We start from the raw sequence: 14,802 nt of genomic DNA, 5'->3' as shown, positions 1-14,802 counted from the left end.
TTATTGCTTCTCGCTATACCCCTTATCACTGCTCTGCATGGGATTAGACCTTTTCTTTCCTGTGTGCGCACTTTACAATTGCATAACAATTTTAAACGCTAGTCGATAAAGCACTTGTTGCTGGGGCGTACTATGTCTGATTTGTTTGCTGATACATTTGAAATTATGCTCGCCGGAATGGGGGGCGTATTTATATTTCTGATTCTTCTTACTTTTGCTGTAGGGCTACTTACCAAACTCTGCCCAGAAATCACAGCGCCGAAGGGCGGTGTGGATGCGCAAACACCAGCAAAAGAAACACCCAACGTTGCATCTTCAGATAATGCCTCTGCGGCAGCAAAGCTTGCTGCAGTTACCGTTGCGGTTCAAAAATATCGGCAGGCGCGAGGAAGCGCTGCGGACCAACAGGAGTAATTCATGTCTAAACCTCTTTTATTAACCGAGCTGGTACTTCGCGATGCCCATCAGTCACTTCTGGCAACCCGTTTACGTATCGACGATATGCTACCGATTGCGGAAAAGCTCGATAAAATTGGCTATTGGTCTTTAGAGACATGGGGCGGGGCCACGTTTGATTCTTGTATTCGTTACTTGGGTGAAGATCCGTGGGAACGCTTACGTGAGCTTAAAAAAGCCATGCCAAATACACGCCAGCAAATGCTATTGCGTGGTCAGAATCTTCTAGGCTATCGCCATTATGCCGATGATGTGGTGAAGCGTTTTGTGGAACGTGCGCGTGTGAACGGCGTTGATGTTTTCCGTATTTTCGATGCGATGAACGATGTCCGCAATTTGAAAACCGCGATTGAAGCAACCATTGCCAATGATGGCCATGCGCAAGGTACGTTGTCGTATACGGTGAGCCCAGTACATACGCGTGAACGCTGGGTAGCAATGGCGCTTGAGATGGAAGCGATGGGGTGCCATTCAATATGCATTAAAGATATGGCTGGCTTGTTACGCCCGTATGAAGCCGAAGCGCTCATTACCGATCTAAAAGCCAACTTAAAAATTCCGGTGGCGATGCAATGCCATGCCACAACAGGATTAAGCACCGCAACCTATCAAAAAGCGATTGATGCTGGCATTGATATGCTGGATACCGCTATTTCTTCAATGAGTATGACCTACGGCCACAGCGCTACTGAAACCTTGGTGGCGATGGTAGAGGGCTCGGAACGCGATACCGGTTTAGATTTAGTGGCGCTCGAGGAAATTGCTGGCTATTTCCGCCATGTGCGGAAGAAATATGCGCGTTTTGAAGGCTCATTGAAAGGTGTTGATGCGCGCATTCTATTGGCACAAGTTCCCGGCGGTATGTTAACCAATATGGAAAACCAACTGCGCGAACAAAAAGCGTTGGATAAGTTTGATGAAGTGCTGGAAGAAATTCCGCGTGTTCGTGAAGATCTTGGGTTTATTCCATTAGTAACACCAACTTCGCAAATTGTTGGCACCCAGGCGGTTTTGAACGTACTCACTGGCGAACGCTATAAATCAGTTAGTAAAGAAACAGCGGGCGTTTTGAAAGGTGAATATGGCGCTACCGCGGCGCCTGTGAATGCTGATTTACAAAAAACCGTGTTAGGCGACGCCGAGCCAATTACCTGTCGACCAGCTGATTTGTTGGACAATGAATTAGATAGCCTCACTAAAGAGCTACAAGAAAAAGCCAAAGCGGACAATATTCGGTTAGCCGAAGCAGAAGTAGATGATGTCCTCACCTACGCTCTATTTCCACAAGTGGGCTTGAAGTTTTTGAAGAACCGGGATGATGCTTCTGCTTTTGAACCAGCACCGGGTACTGAAAAAGAAAAGCCGGTACGGAAATCGGAAACCGGTGATAACAGCATTGAACGCTACGATGTTTGTATCTCAGGCGAGTGCTTTTCTGTAGAAGTAGGGCCTGATGGAAGCTTAAAAGCTTCTGAACAGGCTCAGGCACCCGCAAAAGAGCAAGATCAGCAAAGTGCTCCAGCACCTTCTGAAAAACCAGCAAGCGGCGATTCGCGGCCTATCAACGCACCATTATCGGGTAATCTTTGGAAGTACCAAGTGAAACCTGGCGATAAGGTGCAAGCGGGCGATGTTGTGGTGATTTTGGAAGCCATGAAAATGGAAACAGAAGTACGCTCTGAAATTGCTGGCACGGTAGCTGAAATTACTGCGCGTGAAGGCGATAGCGTGATTTCCGGTGATGTGTTGTTAACCTTGCAAGGAGCCTAGGTTTTGGAAACATTAAATACCTTGTGGGCCACAACTGGCATTGCGTCGTTGTCGTTTGGCGCTCTGGTTATGATTGTTGTTGGGCTATTGCTCATTTATCTGGCCATTGTGCATAAATTTGAGCCGTTGTTGTTATTGCCTATTGGCTTTGGTGCCGTACTTACCAATATCCCGCTAGCAGGAATGAATGAGGCTGGTGGGGTTTTATACACACTGTATAGTTCAGGTGTTGCTACAGGGCTCTTCCCACTGCTGATATTTTTAGGCGTGGGCGCGATGACCGATTTCAGTGCGCTGTTGGCGAATCCCCGTATGTTGTTGCTCGGAGCTGCGGCACAATTTGGTATTTTCGCTACCCTAGTTGGGGCTGTAGCGCTTAATTTAGTGCCGGGAGTTGAGTTTACCATTCAACAAGCGGCGGCGATTGCCATTATTGGTGGTGCTGATGGCCCTACCGCTATTTATTTGTCATCACAATTAGCCCCTGAACTGCTTGGTGCTATTGCTGTGGCCGCATATTCATACATGGCTTTGGTTCCGGTATTGCAGCCTCCGATTATGCGTTTGCTGACCACGAAAAAAGAACGTGAAATCAAAATGGTGCAGCTGAAACCAGTGTCAAAACGGGCAAGGATACTATTTCCATTAATGGTACTGATACTCACGTTCTTATTGTTACCAACAGCGGCACCACTCATCGGTATGTTCTGTTTTGGTAACTTAATGCGTGAATCAGGTGTAGTTGATCGCCTAAGTAAAGCGGCGCAAAACGAACTTATTAACTTAGTCACTATTTTCTTAGGGCTTGCCGTAGGTGCACAGCTCACAGCGGGTTCCTTCTTAACAGTGCAAACCTTAGGTATTTTGTTACTCGGGGCTTTTGCTTTTTGTTTGGGCACCGCCGCTGGCGTTTTGATGGCGAAGCTCATGAACTTAGTGAGTAAGCAAGAAATTAACCCGCTAATTGGTGCGGCTGGTGTATCGGCTGTGCCAATGGCTGCGCGCGTAGTGAATCAAGAAGGCTTACGCGCTAACCAACATAACTTTTTATTAATGCATGCGATGGGGCCAAACGTTGCTGGCGTACTTGGTTCTGCGGTAGCGGCAGGTATTTTGTTAGCATTAGCGGGATAAACTATTACACCAATAAAGCGCTAGGTGTATGCTTACCGTGTACTGATAATGCTCTGGTTCACAAGTTGGTGAGCCAGAGCATTACTGTATAAAAGGCGGCGATAACGGCGCTAATGACAATGATATAAATGTAACCTTGCTTGCCATCACGAATTCGATGACCGCGCATTTGTAGATAGAGTGTCCAAATTACGCAGAGCAACAGGGGAATGAGGAAAAGAAATCGAATCATAATATTACTCCGGTGGTGCTTTCGAATTAGCTTCTGTGGTATCGGTTTCCAAGTTATCTGCTTCCAAGCTATCTGCTTCCAAGTTATCCGCCTCCAAGCTACGAAGATCTTGAGCGGCTTGTTCAGCGTGATCGAGCAAGGCTTCTAAGCCACTGATTTGGTCGGCAATTAAACCCACATCTCGTTCGGTTACTGCATTCTCTAAACTTGCTGCTTTGTCGGCCAACGCCTTTAAACCTAAGTTTGCTGCCGCACCTTTCAACGAATGAAAGTAACGACGTGCATTATCATGCTGACCGCGGCTAATAAACTCGGATACTTTGATAGCACTGCCGCGATAACTACTCACTAAATGATCAAGCAATTTAGTATAAAGTTCAACGTTGTGGTTAATTCGGCTCAACGCCTGCTCTAACTGAATACCACGCATTTGTGGGTATCGGTGCGGCGCTTCCGGTGTTTTCGCTTCTACTGCTGGCTTCTCGCAATGTTCGTATGGGCCAGGAATAGCCCATTTACTAATTTGCGCGAGTAACAGCGATTCATCAATGGGTTTAGGGATATGGCCCTGCATGCCCGCCGCAAGCGATTTTTCGGCATCACCACTCATCGCGTTTGCCGTCATGGCCAATATCGGTAATTGCTGATAGCTGTAGAATTGGCGAATTTGCTCAGCGGCTTGATAGCCATCCATTACCGGCATTTGAATATCCATCAATACAATCGCGTATTGGTTTTCTTGCACCATGCTAACCGCAATTTCACCGTTCTCGGCAATATCAACATTGAAACCATGCCCGTTGAGCATTTCACGAGCTACGTGTTGATTAATTTCGTTGTCTTCAACAACCAATAGTGGTGCGCCTTGCAGGCCCTCGGGAATACTCTGTGCATTTGCCTCTGCGGCTTGTTGTTTACGGCTGCCGAACATAGCACCGGTCATTACTCGCGCTAGGGTTGCGGTGGTGTACGGCTTGGTAATGAAATCATCGGTACCCACTTGCCGAGCCTTTTCCGCCAACTCTTCGGCATAATAACCTGTTGCGAGAATCATTTTCGGTTGTTTTTCGGCTGGAATTTTTTGTTTAATACGTTCAACTAGTTTTAGGCCGTCCATTCCCGGTAGGCGCCAATCAATGAGCATGAGTTGATAAGGTGTTCCTTCTTCAACGGCTGCAATTACCTGCTTAATGGCTTGTTCGCCACTATGGCAGGTGTATGCGTCCATCTGATAGGAGCGTAAGGTTTCTTTTAGCATTTCACGGGTACTGGTGTTGTCATCGACAGCGAGCACGCGAACTTGGCGCAATTGCGACATTAATAACTGATGATGAGAACTATCTTGGCTCTCTTGCAGCGGTAATACCAACTCAATAAAGAAATTAGAGCCTTGATTAGGGCTGCTACTTACACCAATATCACCTTGCATCAGGGTAACGAGCCGACGGGAAATCGTTAAACCTAATCCAGTGCCACCAAACTTACGGGTGGTTGAGGTATCGGCTTGGGTAAAGGCTTGGAATAACTTAGCGGTTTGCTCGGCGGTCATGCCAAGGCCGGTATCTTTTACTTCAATACGTAGCCAAACTTTATCATCACTGCGATCGAGCAAGGTGCAGGACACATTAATTTCACCGTCGTCGGTGAACTTTATGGCATTGCTAACAAGATTGATAAGAACCTGTTGTAGCCGCAGCGGGTCGCCCATAAGCATCGTAGGAATATTTGCGGGCAGGTTAATGATGAACTCTAAGCCTTTATCGTAGGCTTTGTAGGCGAACATGTCAGCCAAGGTGCCAAGCACCTCATCGAGATCAAAGGGAATACGTTCGATGGTTAATTTATTGGCTTCGATTTTTGAGAAATCTAAAATATCATTAATAACCCCAAGCAAGGCTTGCGACGAAGAATCAATTACTTTCACATAGCGTTTTTGTTTATCCGTGAGCTCGGTTTTTAAGGCTAAGTTCGCCATCCCCACAATTGCGTTGATAGGTGTACGAATTTCATGGCTCATGTTGGCGAGGAAATCGCTCTTGGCTAAGTTCGCGGTTTCAGCAGCGGCTCTCGCTTCTTCAGCGGTTTCACGGGCCCGAGACATTTCTTCGGCTGCGCGCTTTATGCTGGAAATATCGTAATAGCTACCCAGAATCCCGATGATCTCGCCGTACTCATCGTATAACGGCACACTCGAATGTTCGGCCCAGCGCACGTGCTCGAGCGAATCATCGTTGAGGTTAAGTTGAATGCGCATTTCTTGATTGCAAGAAGGCATTTGCTGGATAAAGGTTTGTTCATCGCGGGCACGCAACTCAGGATTTTGCGCGAGTAGCGGCAAATCAGCATCACTTAAGCCATGTAGCTCTTGTACCGATGAGAGGCCAAAATCACGCAAAAATCCCGGGTTCGCGCCAACAAAACGCAGATCTTTATCGCGCCAATAAACCCGGTTCGGAAGATCATTGAATACTTGCTGCAGCAATTGCGTACTTGAAGTAGAAAAAAACTCGGGTTTTGCCGAGCCTGTATTTAAGGTGCTTTCGCGATAGCCACGCCATGTTTGCCAGCCGTAAATTAAGGCCATAATTAGCAGAATAACGGCCACAATGGCAGGAATAGGGGCAGGCATAAACAGAATTGCAACGCAGCCAAGGATATTCCAAAGCCAATAGCTATGATGCAATAAAACCCAAATTCGAGAGCGTGGTTTTGTTTTCAAGCTGTATTCCTTTCGCTGCATTTTGCCGATGAATGTGGCACACTAATGCTTATCATATCAGACAATTTCCGGGATGTTGCCTTGTCAATGAAGCAAACCATTCGTTTAGAGCAATTCGAGCACGCAGAAATTCGCACTGCATTGGCAAAAATGAACCGTGGTATCGAGCGTGAAACGCTGCGTATTACCAGTGAGGGGCAACTTGCTACAACGATGCATCCTGCGGCTCTCGGCGCAACTTTAACCCATCCATTGATTACTACTGATTATGCCGAAGCGTTGATGGAATTCATCACGCCGGTTAGCACCTCTATTCCTACTACATTGGCGCAATTGCGCGATGTGCATCGCTTTAGTTATAAGCATATTGGCGAGGAATATTTGTGGCCTTTGAGCATGCCTTGTTATTTGAACGATACCAGCGATATTCGCCTAGCTCAATTTGGTAAATCGCACGTGGGTACAATGAAAACGGTTTATCGCCAAGGCTTAACGCACCGCTATGGTGCCGTAATGCAAACGATTTCAGGTGTGCATTTTAATTGGTCGGTGAGTGATGAACTTTGGCCTTTATTGGCCGCCGAGGATGGTAGGGAAAACAACGCCGATTACCGCTCAGAGCGATACTTTGGTTTGATTCGTAACTTTAAACGCTGGGCGTGGGTTATCCCATATCTATTTGGCGCCTCACCGGTGCTCTGTAAATCTTTTCTAAAACACAGCTCTGCCGACCTTAATTTCCATGAGTTGAGCTCAGGAATGGTGTATGTTCCGCATGCAACATCGTTGCGAATGAGCGATTTGGGCTATACCAACAAAGAACAAGCCGCGTTAAAAATTACCTATAATTCGCTGGACGATTATGTGGCAGGTTTACGCCGAGCTGTATTCACGCGTTCCGAGCAGTTTGCCAATATTGGTGTGCAAGATGGTGATAATTGGCAACAATTGAATGCCAATATTCTACAAATTGAAAATGAATTCTATTCACCGATTCGGCCAAAGCGGGTAACTGAATCAGGAGAAACGCCTACGCAAGCTTTGGAGCGCGCAGGTATTCAGTATATCGAAGTACGCGCTCTGGATGTGAACCCGTTTACGGCGGTAGGTATTAGCGCCGAACAAATGCGTTTCTTAGATTTATTTTTATTGTATTGTTTGTTCACCGATAGCCCAGAATTGAATATTGAATGTCAGCAGGCAACTGAGAAAAATGTGAACAAAATTGTCCTGCGAGGCCGTGAGCCAGGCTTAACACTTACAGATGAAGCAGGCGAGCATTCAGTGCAAGATCGTTTAGCGCACCTGTTTGCTGAATTAGCTAAGATAGCCGACGTGTTAGAGGATGAAGCTACTGAATATCATAGTGCGCTGCAAACCTTCGCTCCTGCTATCACGGACCCAGAAGCAACGTTTTCCGCTAAGTTGTTTCGCATGTATGAAGAAGCGAGCAAGATGTTCCAACATGTTGGTATGCGCTTAGCGGTTGAATATCGCGATGCTTTAAAGAATTCAGAATTTGAGTATTATTCCGAATCTGATTTTCAGAAAATGGCGGCAGAATCATTAGCGGAGCAGGCCGAAATAGAAGCCAAGGATACGGGAAGTTTTGGTGATTTTTTAACGGCTTATTTTCAACGCGCATTGGATAAAAAAAAGCGCGCCTAAAAAGGCGCGCTAACCAAACTTACCAAGGGATCTAACACATGAAAACTCTACACATTAACTCTGAACATGTGGATAGGGAAAAGTTCCGATTGCCTAGAAAAAAATTTGCGATGCGTGCTTTAGTGGTACTTTCAATGGTTGCAATAACTGCTGGTTGCGCAACCGCACCACCACGAGATCCTGAAAATATCTGCAATATTTTTGAAGAGCGCCGCGATTGGTGGCGCGCTGCAAAATCAATGAATGAAGAGTGGGGCGTGCCGATTCACGTGCCGATGTCGATCATGTATCAAGAAAGTTCGTTTAAACATAATGCAGCGCCACCACGAAAATATATTCTTGGATTTATTCCGTGGGGGCGAATCAGTGATGCTTATGGTTATGCGCAAGCAAAAACAATGACCTGGGATGATTATATTCGTGAAACCGGAAATCGCCGTGCGCGCCGCGATAACTTTGGCGATGCTATGGATTTCATTGGTTGGTTTATGGATAAATCACAGCGTATTAACGGTGTTTCCAAGTGGGATGCCTACGCTCAATATTTGAATTATCACGAGGGTTGGGGTGGTTATCAGCGCCAAACGTACTTACAAAAAGAATGGTTGGTGCAAGTTTCACGCCGTGTGGATGCGCGTGCTATTACTTATGCACAGCAACTGAATCAGTGTGAAGATAAATTAAACCGAGGCTGGTTCCGTCGTTTATTCTTCGGTTAATTCTTAACGAATTTTTGAGTCATAAAAAGGGCGTTCATTACAGAACGCCCTTTTTATTGGCAACGAGTTGGCGCAATAAATCCGTATTTATTTGCCTAATAGTTTGCGCCGCTTCTTCGTTTGCGGCTGAATACGAACTTTCTCAATACGGTTATCATTTACCGACACAATTTCAATAGCGTAACCGGAAATACGAATACACATTGGATATTCAGGAATATCGCCAAACTCTTCAATAATTAAGCCATTCAAGGTTTTCGGGCCATCGATGGGGAGTTCTATTTTTAACTCTCGATTTAAATCACGTAAATTCACCGTGCCTTCCACTACAAAGCTGCCATCAGCTTGCTTATCCATGTGTTCGTGGCTTTGGCCGCCAATAGTGGTGGTAAATTCCCCGACAATTTCTTCTAGAATATCTTCAAGGGTAACTAAACCTTGAATATCGCCGTATTCGTCAACGACAAGGCCGATACGTTCTTTGTTGCGTTGGAACTTCACCAGTTGCACATTGAGTGGCGTGCCTTCCGGAATAAAGTATATATCGCGAGCGGTGCGCACCAGTGAAGCTTTATCTGGGTCTACTTGTGTCCGGGTAAGCAAGCGCAAAACATCACGTGCATGCAAGAACCCAATCGCATCGTCGATTTCACCGCGGTAAAGCAATATTAGGGTGTGTTGCATATGATTGAGCTGGCGAATAATCGCCGGTAATTCATCGTTGATATCAATCGCTGCAATTTCGTTGCGCGGGATCATAATGTCATCAACAGTAACTTTTTCTAAATCGAGAATACTGATCAACATTTCTTGGTGGCGCGAGGGTATGAGTGAACCCGCTTCGTGCACCACGGTTCGTAATTCTTCTGCGCTCAAGGTATCACGGCCGGCTGATTTTGGGTTTATCCCTAATAAGCGCATGATATTGTTGGTAATAAAATTAACGGTAGCTACTAATGGATAAAAGATTTTCATTAGCGGCGAGAGCAACAACGAACTTGGGTATGCCACGCGTTCTGGATGCAACGCAGCAATCGTTTTTGGAGTAACTTCGGCAAATATTAGAATAACGAGGGTAAGGATAACGGTGGCAATAGCGATACCGTAATCACCGTACAAGCGCATACCAATAATAGTGGCAATTGCGGAGGCAGCGATATTAACCAAGTTATTGCCGATTAGAATCAAACCAATTAGGCGATCTGGCCGATCGAGCATCGCTGATACACGCTTGGCACCCTTATCGCCACCTTGCGCTAAGTGCCGTAGTTTGTAGCGATTTACCGACATCATTCCGGTTTCAGAGCCAGAAAAATAGCCTGAAACAACGATAAGAATAAAAAGTATTAGAAATAATGTACTTGTAGCTATGTCGTTCAAGAGAGAACCCTGTGGTTTATAGTAAGACTCTTAATGTAGGGATAGCAGTGGCGAAGTCAAGCCTAACGCATCATTTTAGCCGATTAGCTAATGATAATATCACGTACAAAGCGGCTTCCAAAGTAGCCAAGCACTAATAGTACGCTAGCAACTATGGTGTAGTACACCGCAATGCGGCCACGTAGCCCGCGCCAGTGGTGAACAACAACGATGGCACCGAAACTTAAACACGCAGCCAATGAGAAAATAGTTTTGTGTAGCTGACCACGGGCGAAAATATCATCAAGGTAGAAAAAGCCAACAATGATAGCGAAGGTAAGTAACACGGTACCAGCGGTGAGCAAGCGGAAAAAATATTGCTCTACAGACATCAACGAAGGCATGCGCTCGGAAACTGCTTTTACGCTATGGGTTTTCAGTAGCCGATTCACGTAAAGCAATTGCACACCATATAATGTAGCTAATGTAAGAATGCTCGATGCTAACAAGGCTAAGCTGATGTGTAGTGCGAATACTGGGGTCATTTCTAATGGCCGACCAACATCAGCGGGCACGATATACAAGGCGACTAAGCTCATCGCAGCGAGTGCAAAAATAGATGGCCGTAGCAAGAGGCTCGCGGGTTGTTCACCCCGTAAACTATTAAATAGACAAATAAGCCACGTAATGATGGCTAAGGTAGTGAACAAGTTTATTTTTACTAATGCAGTTTCCGTTAAAACAGTGGCTACCACTACGAAGTGGCCAATCAGGGCCAATATTGAAATAATAAGGGTGCGCCGCTGCATCTTCTGCGGTGAACTGATACGCTTACTCACCAGAAAGCCAGCAACTAAATAGGCCACAATGCTAAATGTAGTGAACGCTGTGAGCATTAGTAATTAAATCCTTGTTATCAGTTAACGCAATTTTCGCAAATAAAGCGCAAAATTTCGCGTAATTGAACGCGGCGTAAGAAAAATACGCGGAAAATATCAAAATAAAGGAAGAGTATAGGCTTGTAAATCACCAAACCCAACCTCATTCCGTTATAATACCCGAAACTCGGCTTACAGGAAGATAGTATGTTTGAAAACCTGAGCGATCGTTTATCGCAAAGTTTACGCAATATCAGCGGACGCGGGCGATTAACCGAAGATAATATTAAAGATACCTTACGCGAAGTGCGCATGGCGTTGCTCGAAGCGGATGTGGCGCTGCCGGTTGTAAAAGAATTTATTGGCAAAGTGAAAGAGCGGGCACTGGGTGTTGAGGTAAATAAAAACCTGAACCCGGGCCAGGTTTTCGTGAAAATCGTGCAGGCAGAATTAGAAGCGGCGATGGGCGAAGCCAATACGCCACTGAATTTAGCCACACAGCCGCCAGCGGTAATGATGATGGCGGGCTTACAAGGTGCGGGTAAAACCACCAGTGTGGGCAAACTTGCGCGTTTCTTGAAAGAAAAGCAGAAGAAAAAAGTTTTAGTAGTGAGCGCCGACGTTTACCGCCCTGCAGCAATTGCGCAGCTGGAACGTTTGGCAGCCGATGTTGATGTGGAATTCTTCCCATCGAGCATTGATCAGAAGCCAGTAGATATCGCGAACGCGGCGATTGATTATGCGCGCAAGAAATTCATTGATGTAGTGTTGGTGGATACGGCTGGCCGATTAGCGATTGATGAAGCCATGATGGCAGAAATTAAAGCGCTACATGCGGCCATTAAGCCTATCGAAACCTTGTTTGTTGTGGATGCCATGACCGGGCAAGATGCGGCGAATACGGCGAAAGCCTTCGGTGAAGCACTGCCTTTAACCGGGGTGATATTAACCAAAGTTGATGGTGATGCGCGCGGTGGTGCCGCGCTTTCTATTCGTTATATCACTGGCCAACCAATCAAGTTTTTAGGGGTTGGTGAAAAGAATGATGCATTAGAACCGTTCCATCCTGATCGTGTGGCTTCACGGATTCTAGGTATGGGCGATGTACTCTCGCTTATTGAAGAAGTGGAATCGAAAGTAGATCGGGCGGAAGCCGAGAAAGTTGCCAAGAAGGTAATGAAGAGCGGTAAGTTTAGCCTCGAGGATTTTCGTCAGCAGTTGCAGCAAATGCGCAGCATGGGCGGCATGATGGGGTTAATGGATAAATTGCCAGGCATGGGCCAAATGGCCGGAAAAATGCAAGGGCAAATGGACGATAAAGTAACGGTTCGTATGGAAGCGATTATTAGTTCGATGACGCCAAAAGAACGTGAGCATCCAGATTTAATTAAAGGCTCACGGAAACGCCGAATTGCTGCTGGCTCTGGTGTGCAGGTGCAAGATGTGAACAAATTACTGAAGCAATTTTTGCAAATGCAAAAAATGATGAAGAAAATGAAAGGCGGCGGAATGGCGAAGATGATGCGGCAAATGGGTGGCAAAATGCCTCCGGGAATGTTCCCCGGCCGTTAAGAATCTGCTCAAACCCTCAGTTTTACTTGCGTTTACGCGAAAAATACGTAGAATAATGCAGCCCCCTGACCTAGTGTCGGGTGGGTTTCTTTAACCTTTGAAAACATTGAAAAAGATAGGATAACGGTAATGGTAACCATTCGATTACAACGGGGTGGCGCTAAAAAGCGTCCATTCTACCAAATGGTAGTTACCGACAGCCGAAACGCTCGTGATGGGCGTTTCATTGAGAATGTCGGTTTCTTTAACCCGGTAGCTCGTGGCCAGGAAGAAAAAGTACGTGTAGATCTAAACCGTGTTGAACACTGGGTAGGTCAAGGCGCACAACTTTCTGAGCGCGTAGCTAAGTTGATCAAAGACGCGCGTAAAGCTGCGTAATCAACAAACCGGTACACAACTGAATATGAGTGAATCTCAAGCAATGGCAGAACAGCAAACTCAAGATAATGAGAACGTAGTAGTAGGCACCATTGGTGCAGTTTACGGAATCAAAGGATGGGTGCGCATTAATGCTTACACTGAGAATCAAGAAGGCATATTCGATTACAGCCCGTGGCTAATTGGCCGCAATGGGCAGTGGCGCGAGATCGAAGTGAGCCAATGGCGTTGGCATAACAAAGATCTGGTAGCACGTTTGGCGGATATTCAAGACCGAAATACTGCACAGCAGTATACGGGTTTGGAAATCGCCGTTCCGGCAGCAAAGTTGCCGGAGCTTGCAGAAGATGAATTTTATTGGCGTGATCTTGTAGGGCTTCGTGTTGTAAATACTGAAAATTACGATATGGGCACTGTGAGTCATCTGTTATCTACCGTGGCGAATGATGTCTTGGTAGTAACAGCCAACCATAACGATGCGTTTGGTAAACGTGAACGCCTAATTCCGTTTTTACAATCACAGTACATTGTGAAGGTTGATGCAGAAGAAGGCCGGATAACGGTAGATTGGCCAGCTGATTTCTAATGGCTGCTAGTTTGCATGTGGGAGTTGTATCTCTCTTTCCGGAAATGTTCAGTGCGATTACTGAATACGGCGTAACTCGGCGGGCGGTACAAGAAGGCTTACTTTCGGTAACCCCTTGGAACCCACGAGATTATGCAACAGATCGCCATCGCACCGTGGATGATCGCCCTTATGGCGGTGGCCCCGGAATGCTGATGATGGTTGCTCCGCTACGTGCCGCAATACGCGATGCCAAAGTAGGAGTTCAGCAACAAGCTGGCGTGGAACCAAAAGTGATTTACTTATCGCCGCAAGGCCGCAAGTTAGATCAGCAAGGTGTTCGCGAACTCTCTCAACATAAAGCGTTGGTGCTAGTTGCGGGTCGTTATGAAGGTATAGATGAACGTGTGATCGAAACCGATATTGATGAAGAGTGGTCGATTGGGGATTTTGTTCTCAGCGGCGGTGAGCTCCCAGCAATGGTGATGATTGATACGTTAGCGCGCGAAGTGCCAGGTGTTTTGGGGCATCAAAATTCAGCAACGGAAGATTCTTTCGCTGATGGATTATTAGATTGCCCACATTATACACGGCCTGAAGTTTTGAACGGCAAGCAGGTTCCGTCGGTGTTACTTAGCGGTAACCACGAAGAAATAAGGCGGTGGCGGTTGCAACAAGCCCTAGGGCGAACGTGGCAGCGGCGACCTGAACTCTTAAATAACCTAGCTCTGACTGACGAGCAGCAAAAACTGCTAGATGCATTTATCGAAAGTATCGATTCGCAGCAGCAGGATTAGCTCGGGTAGTATAATCTAGGCGGAGAAAATCATGGCTAAAGTAAGCAAGAATATTATTAAGTTGCTTGAAGATGAGCAGCTAAAGCAAGATCTCCCGGCGTTCGCTCCGGGTGACACTGTTGTCGTCAATGTAAAGGTTAAAGAAGGTGAGCGTGAGCGTGTACAGGCCTTTGAAGGCGTTGTAATTCGTATCCGTAACCGTGGTTTACACAGTGCATTTACAGTTCGTAAAATCTCGAACGGTGAAGGCGTTGAGCGTACTTTCCAAACGCACAGCCCACTTATCGCGGGTATCACCGTGAAACGTCGTGGTGCTGTTCGCCGTGCGAAACTGTACTATCTACGTGAGCGTAGCGGTAAATCTGCTCGTATCAAAGAAAAGCTTGGTTAAGCTTCTCTTCGAGCATAAAAAAGGCCCTCCGGGGCCTTTTTTTGTGGTGCGCCGGGCACGGCGCGTAGCGCCTTGACAGGCGCTGTTCCTGTGCAGGTGGTGCTGGCAGGATGACTTGGAGGTGTGAGTCCTCTGTGAGCCCGGTAAGGGGAATCACTAGCTAA

The 14,802-nt window shown here is 46.4% G+C and carries 14 protein-coding genes; 10 read left to right on the top strand and 4 right to left on the bottom strand.

What is annotated here, in order from left to right:
* Positions 1 to 132: 132 nt before the first annotated feature.
* From CWE13_RS04100 to CWE13_RS04090, 3 genes are read left to right on the top strand one after another with little or no spacing between them, the layout of a single operon-like run.
* Positions 133 to 414, top strand: coding sequence for an OadG family protein (locus CWE13_RS04100; protein WP_126806196.1), 282 nt, complete (start codon positions 133 to 135; stop codon positions 412 to 414).
* Positions 415 to 417: 3 nt separating this feature from the next.
* Positions 418 to 2,226 carry a sodium-extruding oxaloacetate decarboxylase subunit alpha gene (gene oadA, locus CWE13_RS04095; protein WP_126806194.1) on the top strand — a complete coding sequence of 603 codons (1,809 nt, stop codon included), beginning with the start codon at positions 418 to 420 and terminating at the stop codon, positions 2,224 to 2,226.
* A 3-nt stretch (positions 2,227 to 2,229) separates the two neighbouring features.
* The gene (locus tag CWE13_RS04090; RefSeq protein ID WP_126806187.1) at positions 2,230 to 3,360 is read left to right on the top strand and encodes a sodium ion-translocating decarboxylase subunit beta; all 1,131 of its coding nucleotides are present in this window, start codon (positions 2,230 to 2,232) and stop codon (positions 3,358 to 3,360) included.
* Between the two features lie 58 nt (positions 3,361 to 3,418).
* On the opposite strand, the gene CWE13_RS12550 is transcribed toward CWE13_RS04090, so the two are convergent.
* Both CWE13_RS12550 and CWE13_RS04085 read right to left on the bottom strand, forming a co-directional pair.
* Positions 3,419 to 3,592 (bottom strand): hypothetical protein, encoded by a 174-nt coding sequence (locus CWE13_RS12550; protein WP_007421092.1) that lies wholly within the window; start codon positions 3,590 to 3,592, stop codon positions 3,419 to 3,421.
* Positions 3,593 to 3,596: 4 nt separating this feature from the next.
* On the bottom strand, positions 3,597 to 6,311 hold the full coding sequence (locus tag CWE13_RS04085; RefSeq protein ID WP_126806185.1) for a PAS domain-containing hybrid sensor histidine kinase/response regulator: 2,715 nt from the start codon (positions 6,309 to 6,311) through the stop codon (positions 3,597 to 3,599).
* Between the two features lie 87 nt (positions 6,312 to 6,398).
* Between CWE13_RS04085 and gshA the strand changes: the two genes are divergently transcribed.
* Entirely contained in the window at positions 6,399 to 7,979 is a 1,581-nt protein-coding gene (gene gshA / locus CWE13_RS04080) for a glutamate--cysteine ligase (RefSeq protein WP_126806184.1), read from the top strand.
* 134 nt (positions 7,980 to 8,113) lie between these two features.
* A complete protein-coding gene (locus tag CWE13_RS04075) occupies positions 8,114 to 8,698 on the top strand; it encodes a transglycosylase SLT domain-containing protein (RefSeq protein ID WP_241973631.1) in 585 nt (194 codons plus the stop codon).
* Between the two features lie 87 nt (positions 8,699 to 8,785).
* Here CWE13_RS04075 and CWE13_RS04070 read toward each other — a convergent pair whose 3' ends face one another.
* On the bottom strand, positions 8,786 to 10,078 hold the full coding sequence (locus CWE13_RS04070) for an HlyC/CorC family transporter (protein WP_126806182.1): 1,293 nt from the start codon (positions 10,076 to 10,078) through the stop codon (positions 8,786 to 8,788).
* A gap of 83 nt (positions 10,079 to 10,161) precedes the next feature.
* Positions 10,162 to 10,953 carry a cytochrome C assembly family protein gene (locus CWE13_RS04065; RefSeq protein WP_126806180.1) on the bottom strand — a complete coding sequence of 264 codons (792 nt, stop codon included), beginning with the start codon at positions 10,951 to 10,953 and terminating at the stop codon, positions 10,162 to 10,164.
* Between the two features lie 189 nt (positions 10,954 to 11,142).
* Between CWE13_RS04065 and ffh the strand changes: the two genes are divergently transcribed.
* The 5 genes from ffh to rplS all read left to right on the top strand — a co-directional run bounded on the left by ffh (position 11,143) and on the right by rplS (position 14,638).
* A complete protein-coding gene (gene ffh, locus CWE13_RS04060) occupies positions 11,143 to 12,507 on the top strand; it encodes a signal recognition particle protein (protein ID WP_126806178.1) in 1,365 nt (454 codons plus the stop codon).
* A gap of 129 nt (positions 12,508 to 12,636) precedes the next feature.
* On the top strand, positions 12,637 to 12,885 hold the full coding sequence (rpsP, locus tag CWE13_RS04055) for a 30S ribosomal protein S16 (RefSeq protein ID WP_007421085.1): 249 nt from the start codon (positions 12,637 to 12,639) through the stop codon (positions 12,883 to 12,885).
* A gap of 25 nt (positions 12,886 to 12,910) precedes the next feature.
* On the top strand, positions 12,911 to 13,471 hold the full coding sequence (gene rimM / locus CWE13_RS04050) for a ribosome maturation factor RimM (protein WP_241973630.1): 561 nt from the start codon (positions 12,911 to 12,913) through the stop codon (positions 13,469 to 13,471).
* A gap of 11 nt (positions 13,472 to 13,482) precedes the next feature.
* Entirely contained in the window at positions 13,483 to 14,247 is a 765-nt protein-coding gene (gene trmD, locus CWE13_RS04045; protein ID WP_126807300.1) for a tRNA (guanosine(37)-N1)-methyltransferase TrmD, read from the top strand.
* Between the two features lie 31 nt (positions 14,248 to 14,278).
* The gene (rplS, locus tag CWE13_RS04040; RefSeq protein ID WP_126806176.1) at positions 14,279 to 14,638 is read left to right on the top strand and encodes a 50S ribosomal protein L19; all 360 of its coding nucleotides are present in this window, start codon (positions 14,279 to 14,281) and stop codon (positions 14,636 to 14,638) included.
* Positions 14,639 to 14,802: the final 164 nt, after the last annotated feature.

It is taken from the genome of Aliidiomarina shirensis, from assembly GCF_003987345.1.
GTDB classification, from domain to species: Bacteria; Pseudomonadota; Gammaproteobacteria; order Enterobacterales; family Alteromonadaceae; genus Aliidiomarina; species Aliidiomarina shirensis.
This window is presented reverse-complemented; position numbering and strand designations above follow the sequence as displayed.

What these genes read in the sequence shown, in the direction of transcription:
- gshA (WP_126806184.1), top strand. Translation starts at nt 6,399, where the DNA reads ATGAAGCAAACCATTCGTTTAGAGCAATTCGAGCACGCAGAAATTCGC.
- CWE13_RS04100 (WP_126806196.1), top strand. Translation starts at nt 133, where the DNA reads ATGTCTGATTTGTTTGCTGATACATTTGAAATTATGCTCGCCGGAATG.
- CWE13_RS12550 (WP_007421092.1), bottom strand. Translation starts at nt 3,592, where the DNA reads ATGATTCGATTTCTTTTCCTCATTCCCCTGTTGCTCTGCGTAATTTGG.
- rplS (WP_126806176.1), top strand. Translation starts at nt 14,279, where the DNA reads ATGGCTAAAGTAAGCAAGAATATTATTAAGTTGCTTGAAGATGAGCAG.
- oadA (WP_126806194.1), top strand. Translation starts at nt 418, where the DNA reads ATGTCTAAACCTCTTTTATTAACCGAGCTGGTACTTCGCGATGCCCAT.
- CWE13_RS04075 (WP_241973631.1), top strand. Translation starts at nt 8,114, where the DNA reads ATGGTTGCAATAACTGCTGGTTGCGCAACCGCACCACCACGAGATCCT.
- rpsP (WP_007421085.1), top strand. Translation starts at nt 12,637, where the DNA reads ATGGTAACCATTCGATTACAACGGGGTGGCGCTAAAAAGCGTCCATTC.
- rimM (WP_241973630.1), top strand. Translation starts at nt 12,911, where the DNA reads ATGAGTGAATCTCAAGCAATGGCAGAACAGCAAACTCAAGATAATGAG.
- CWE13_RS04065 (WP_126806180.1), bottom strand. Translation starts at nt 10,953, where the DNA reads ATGCTCACAGCGTTCACTACATTTAGCATTGTGGCCTATTTAGTTGCT.
- ffh (WP_126806178.1), top strand. Translation starts at nt 11,143, where the DNA reads ATGTTTGAAAACCTGAGCGATCGTTTATCGCAAAGTTTACGCAATATC.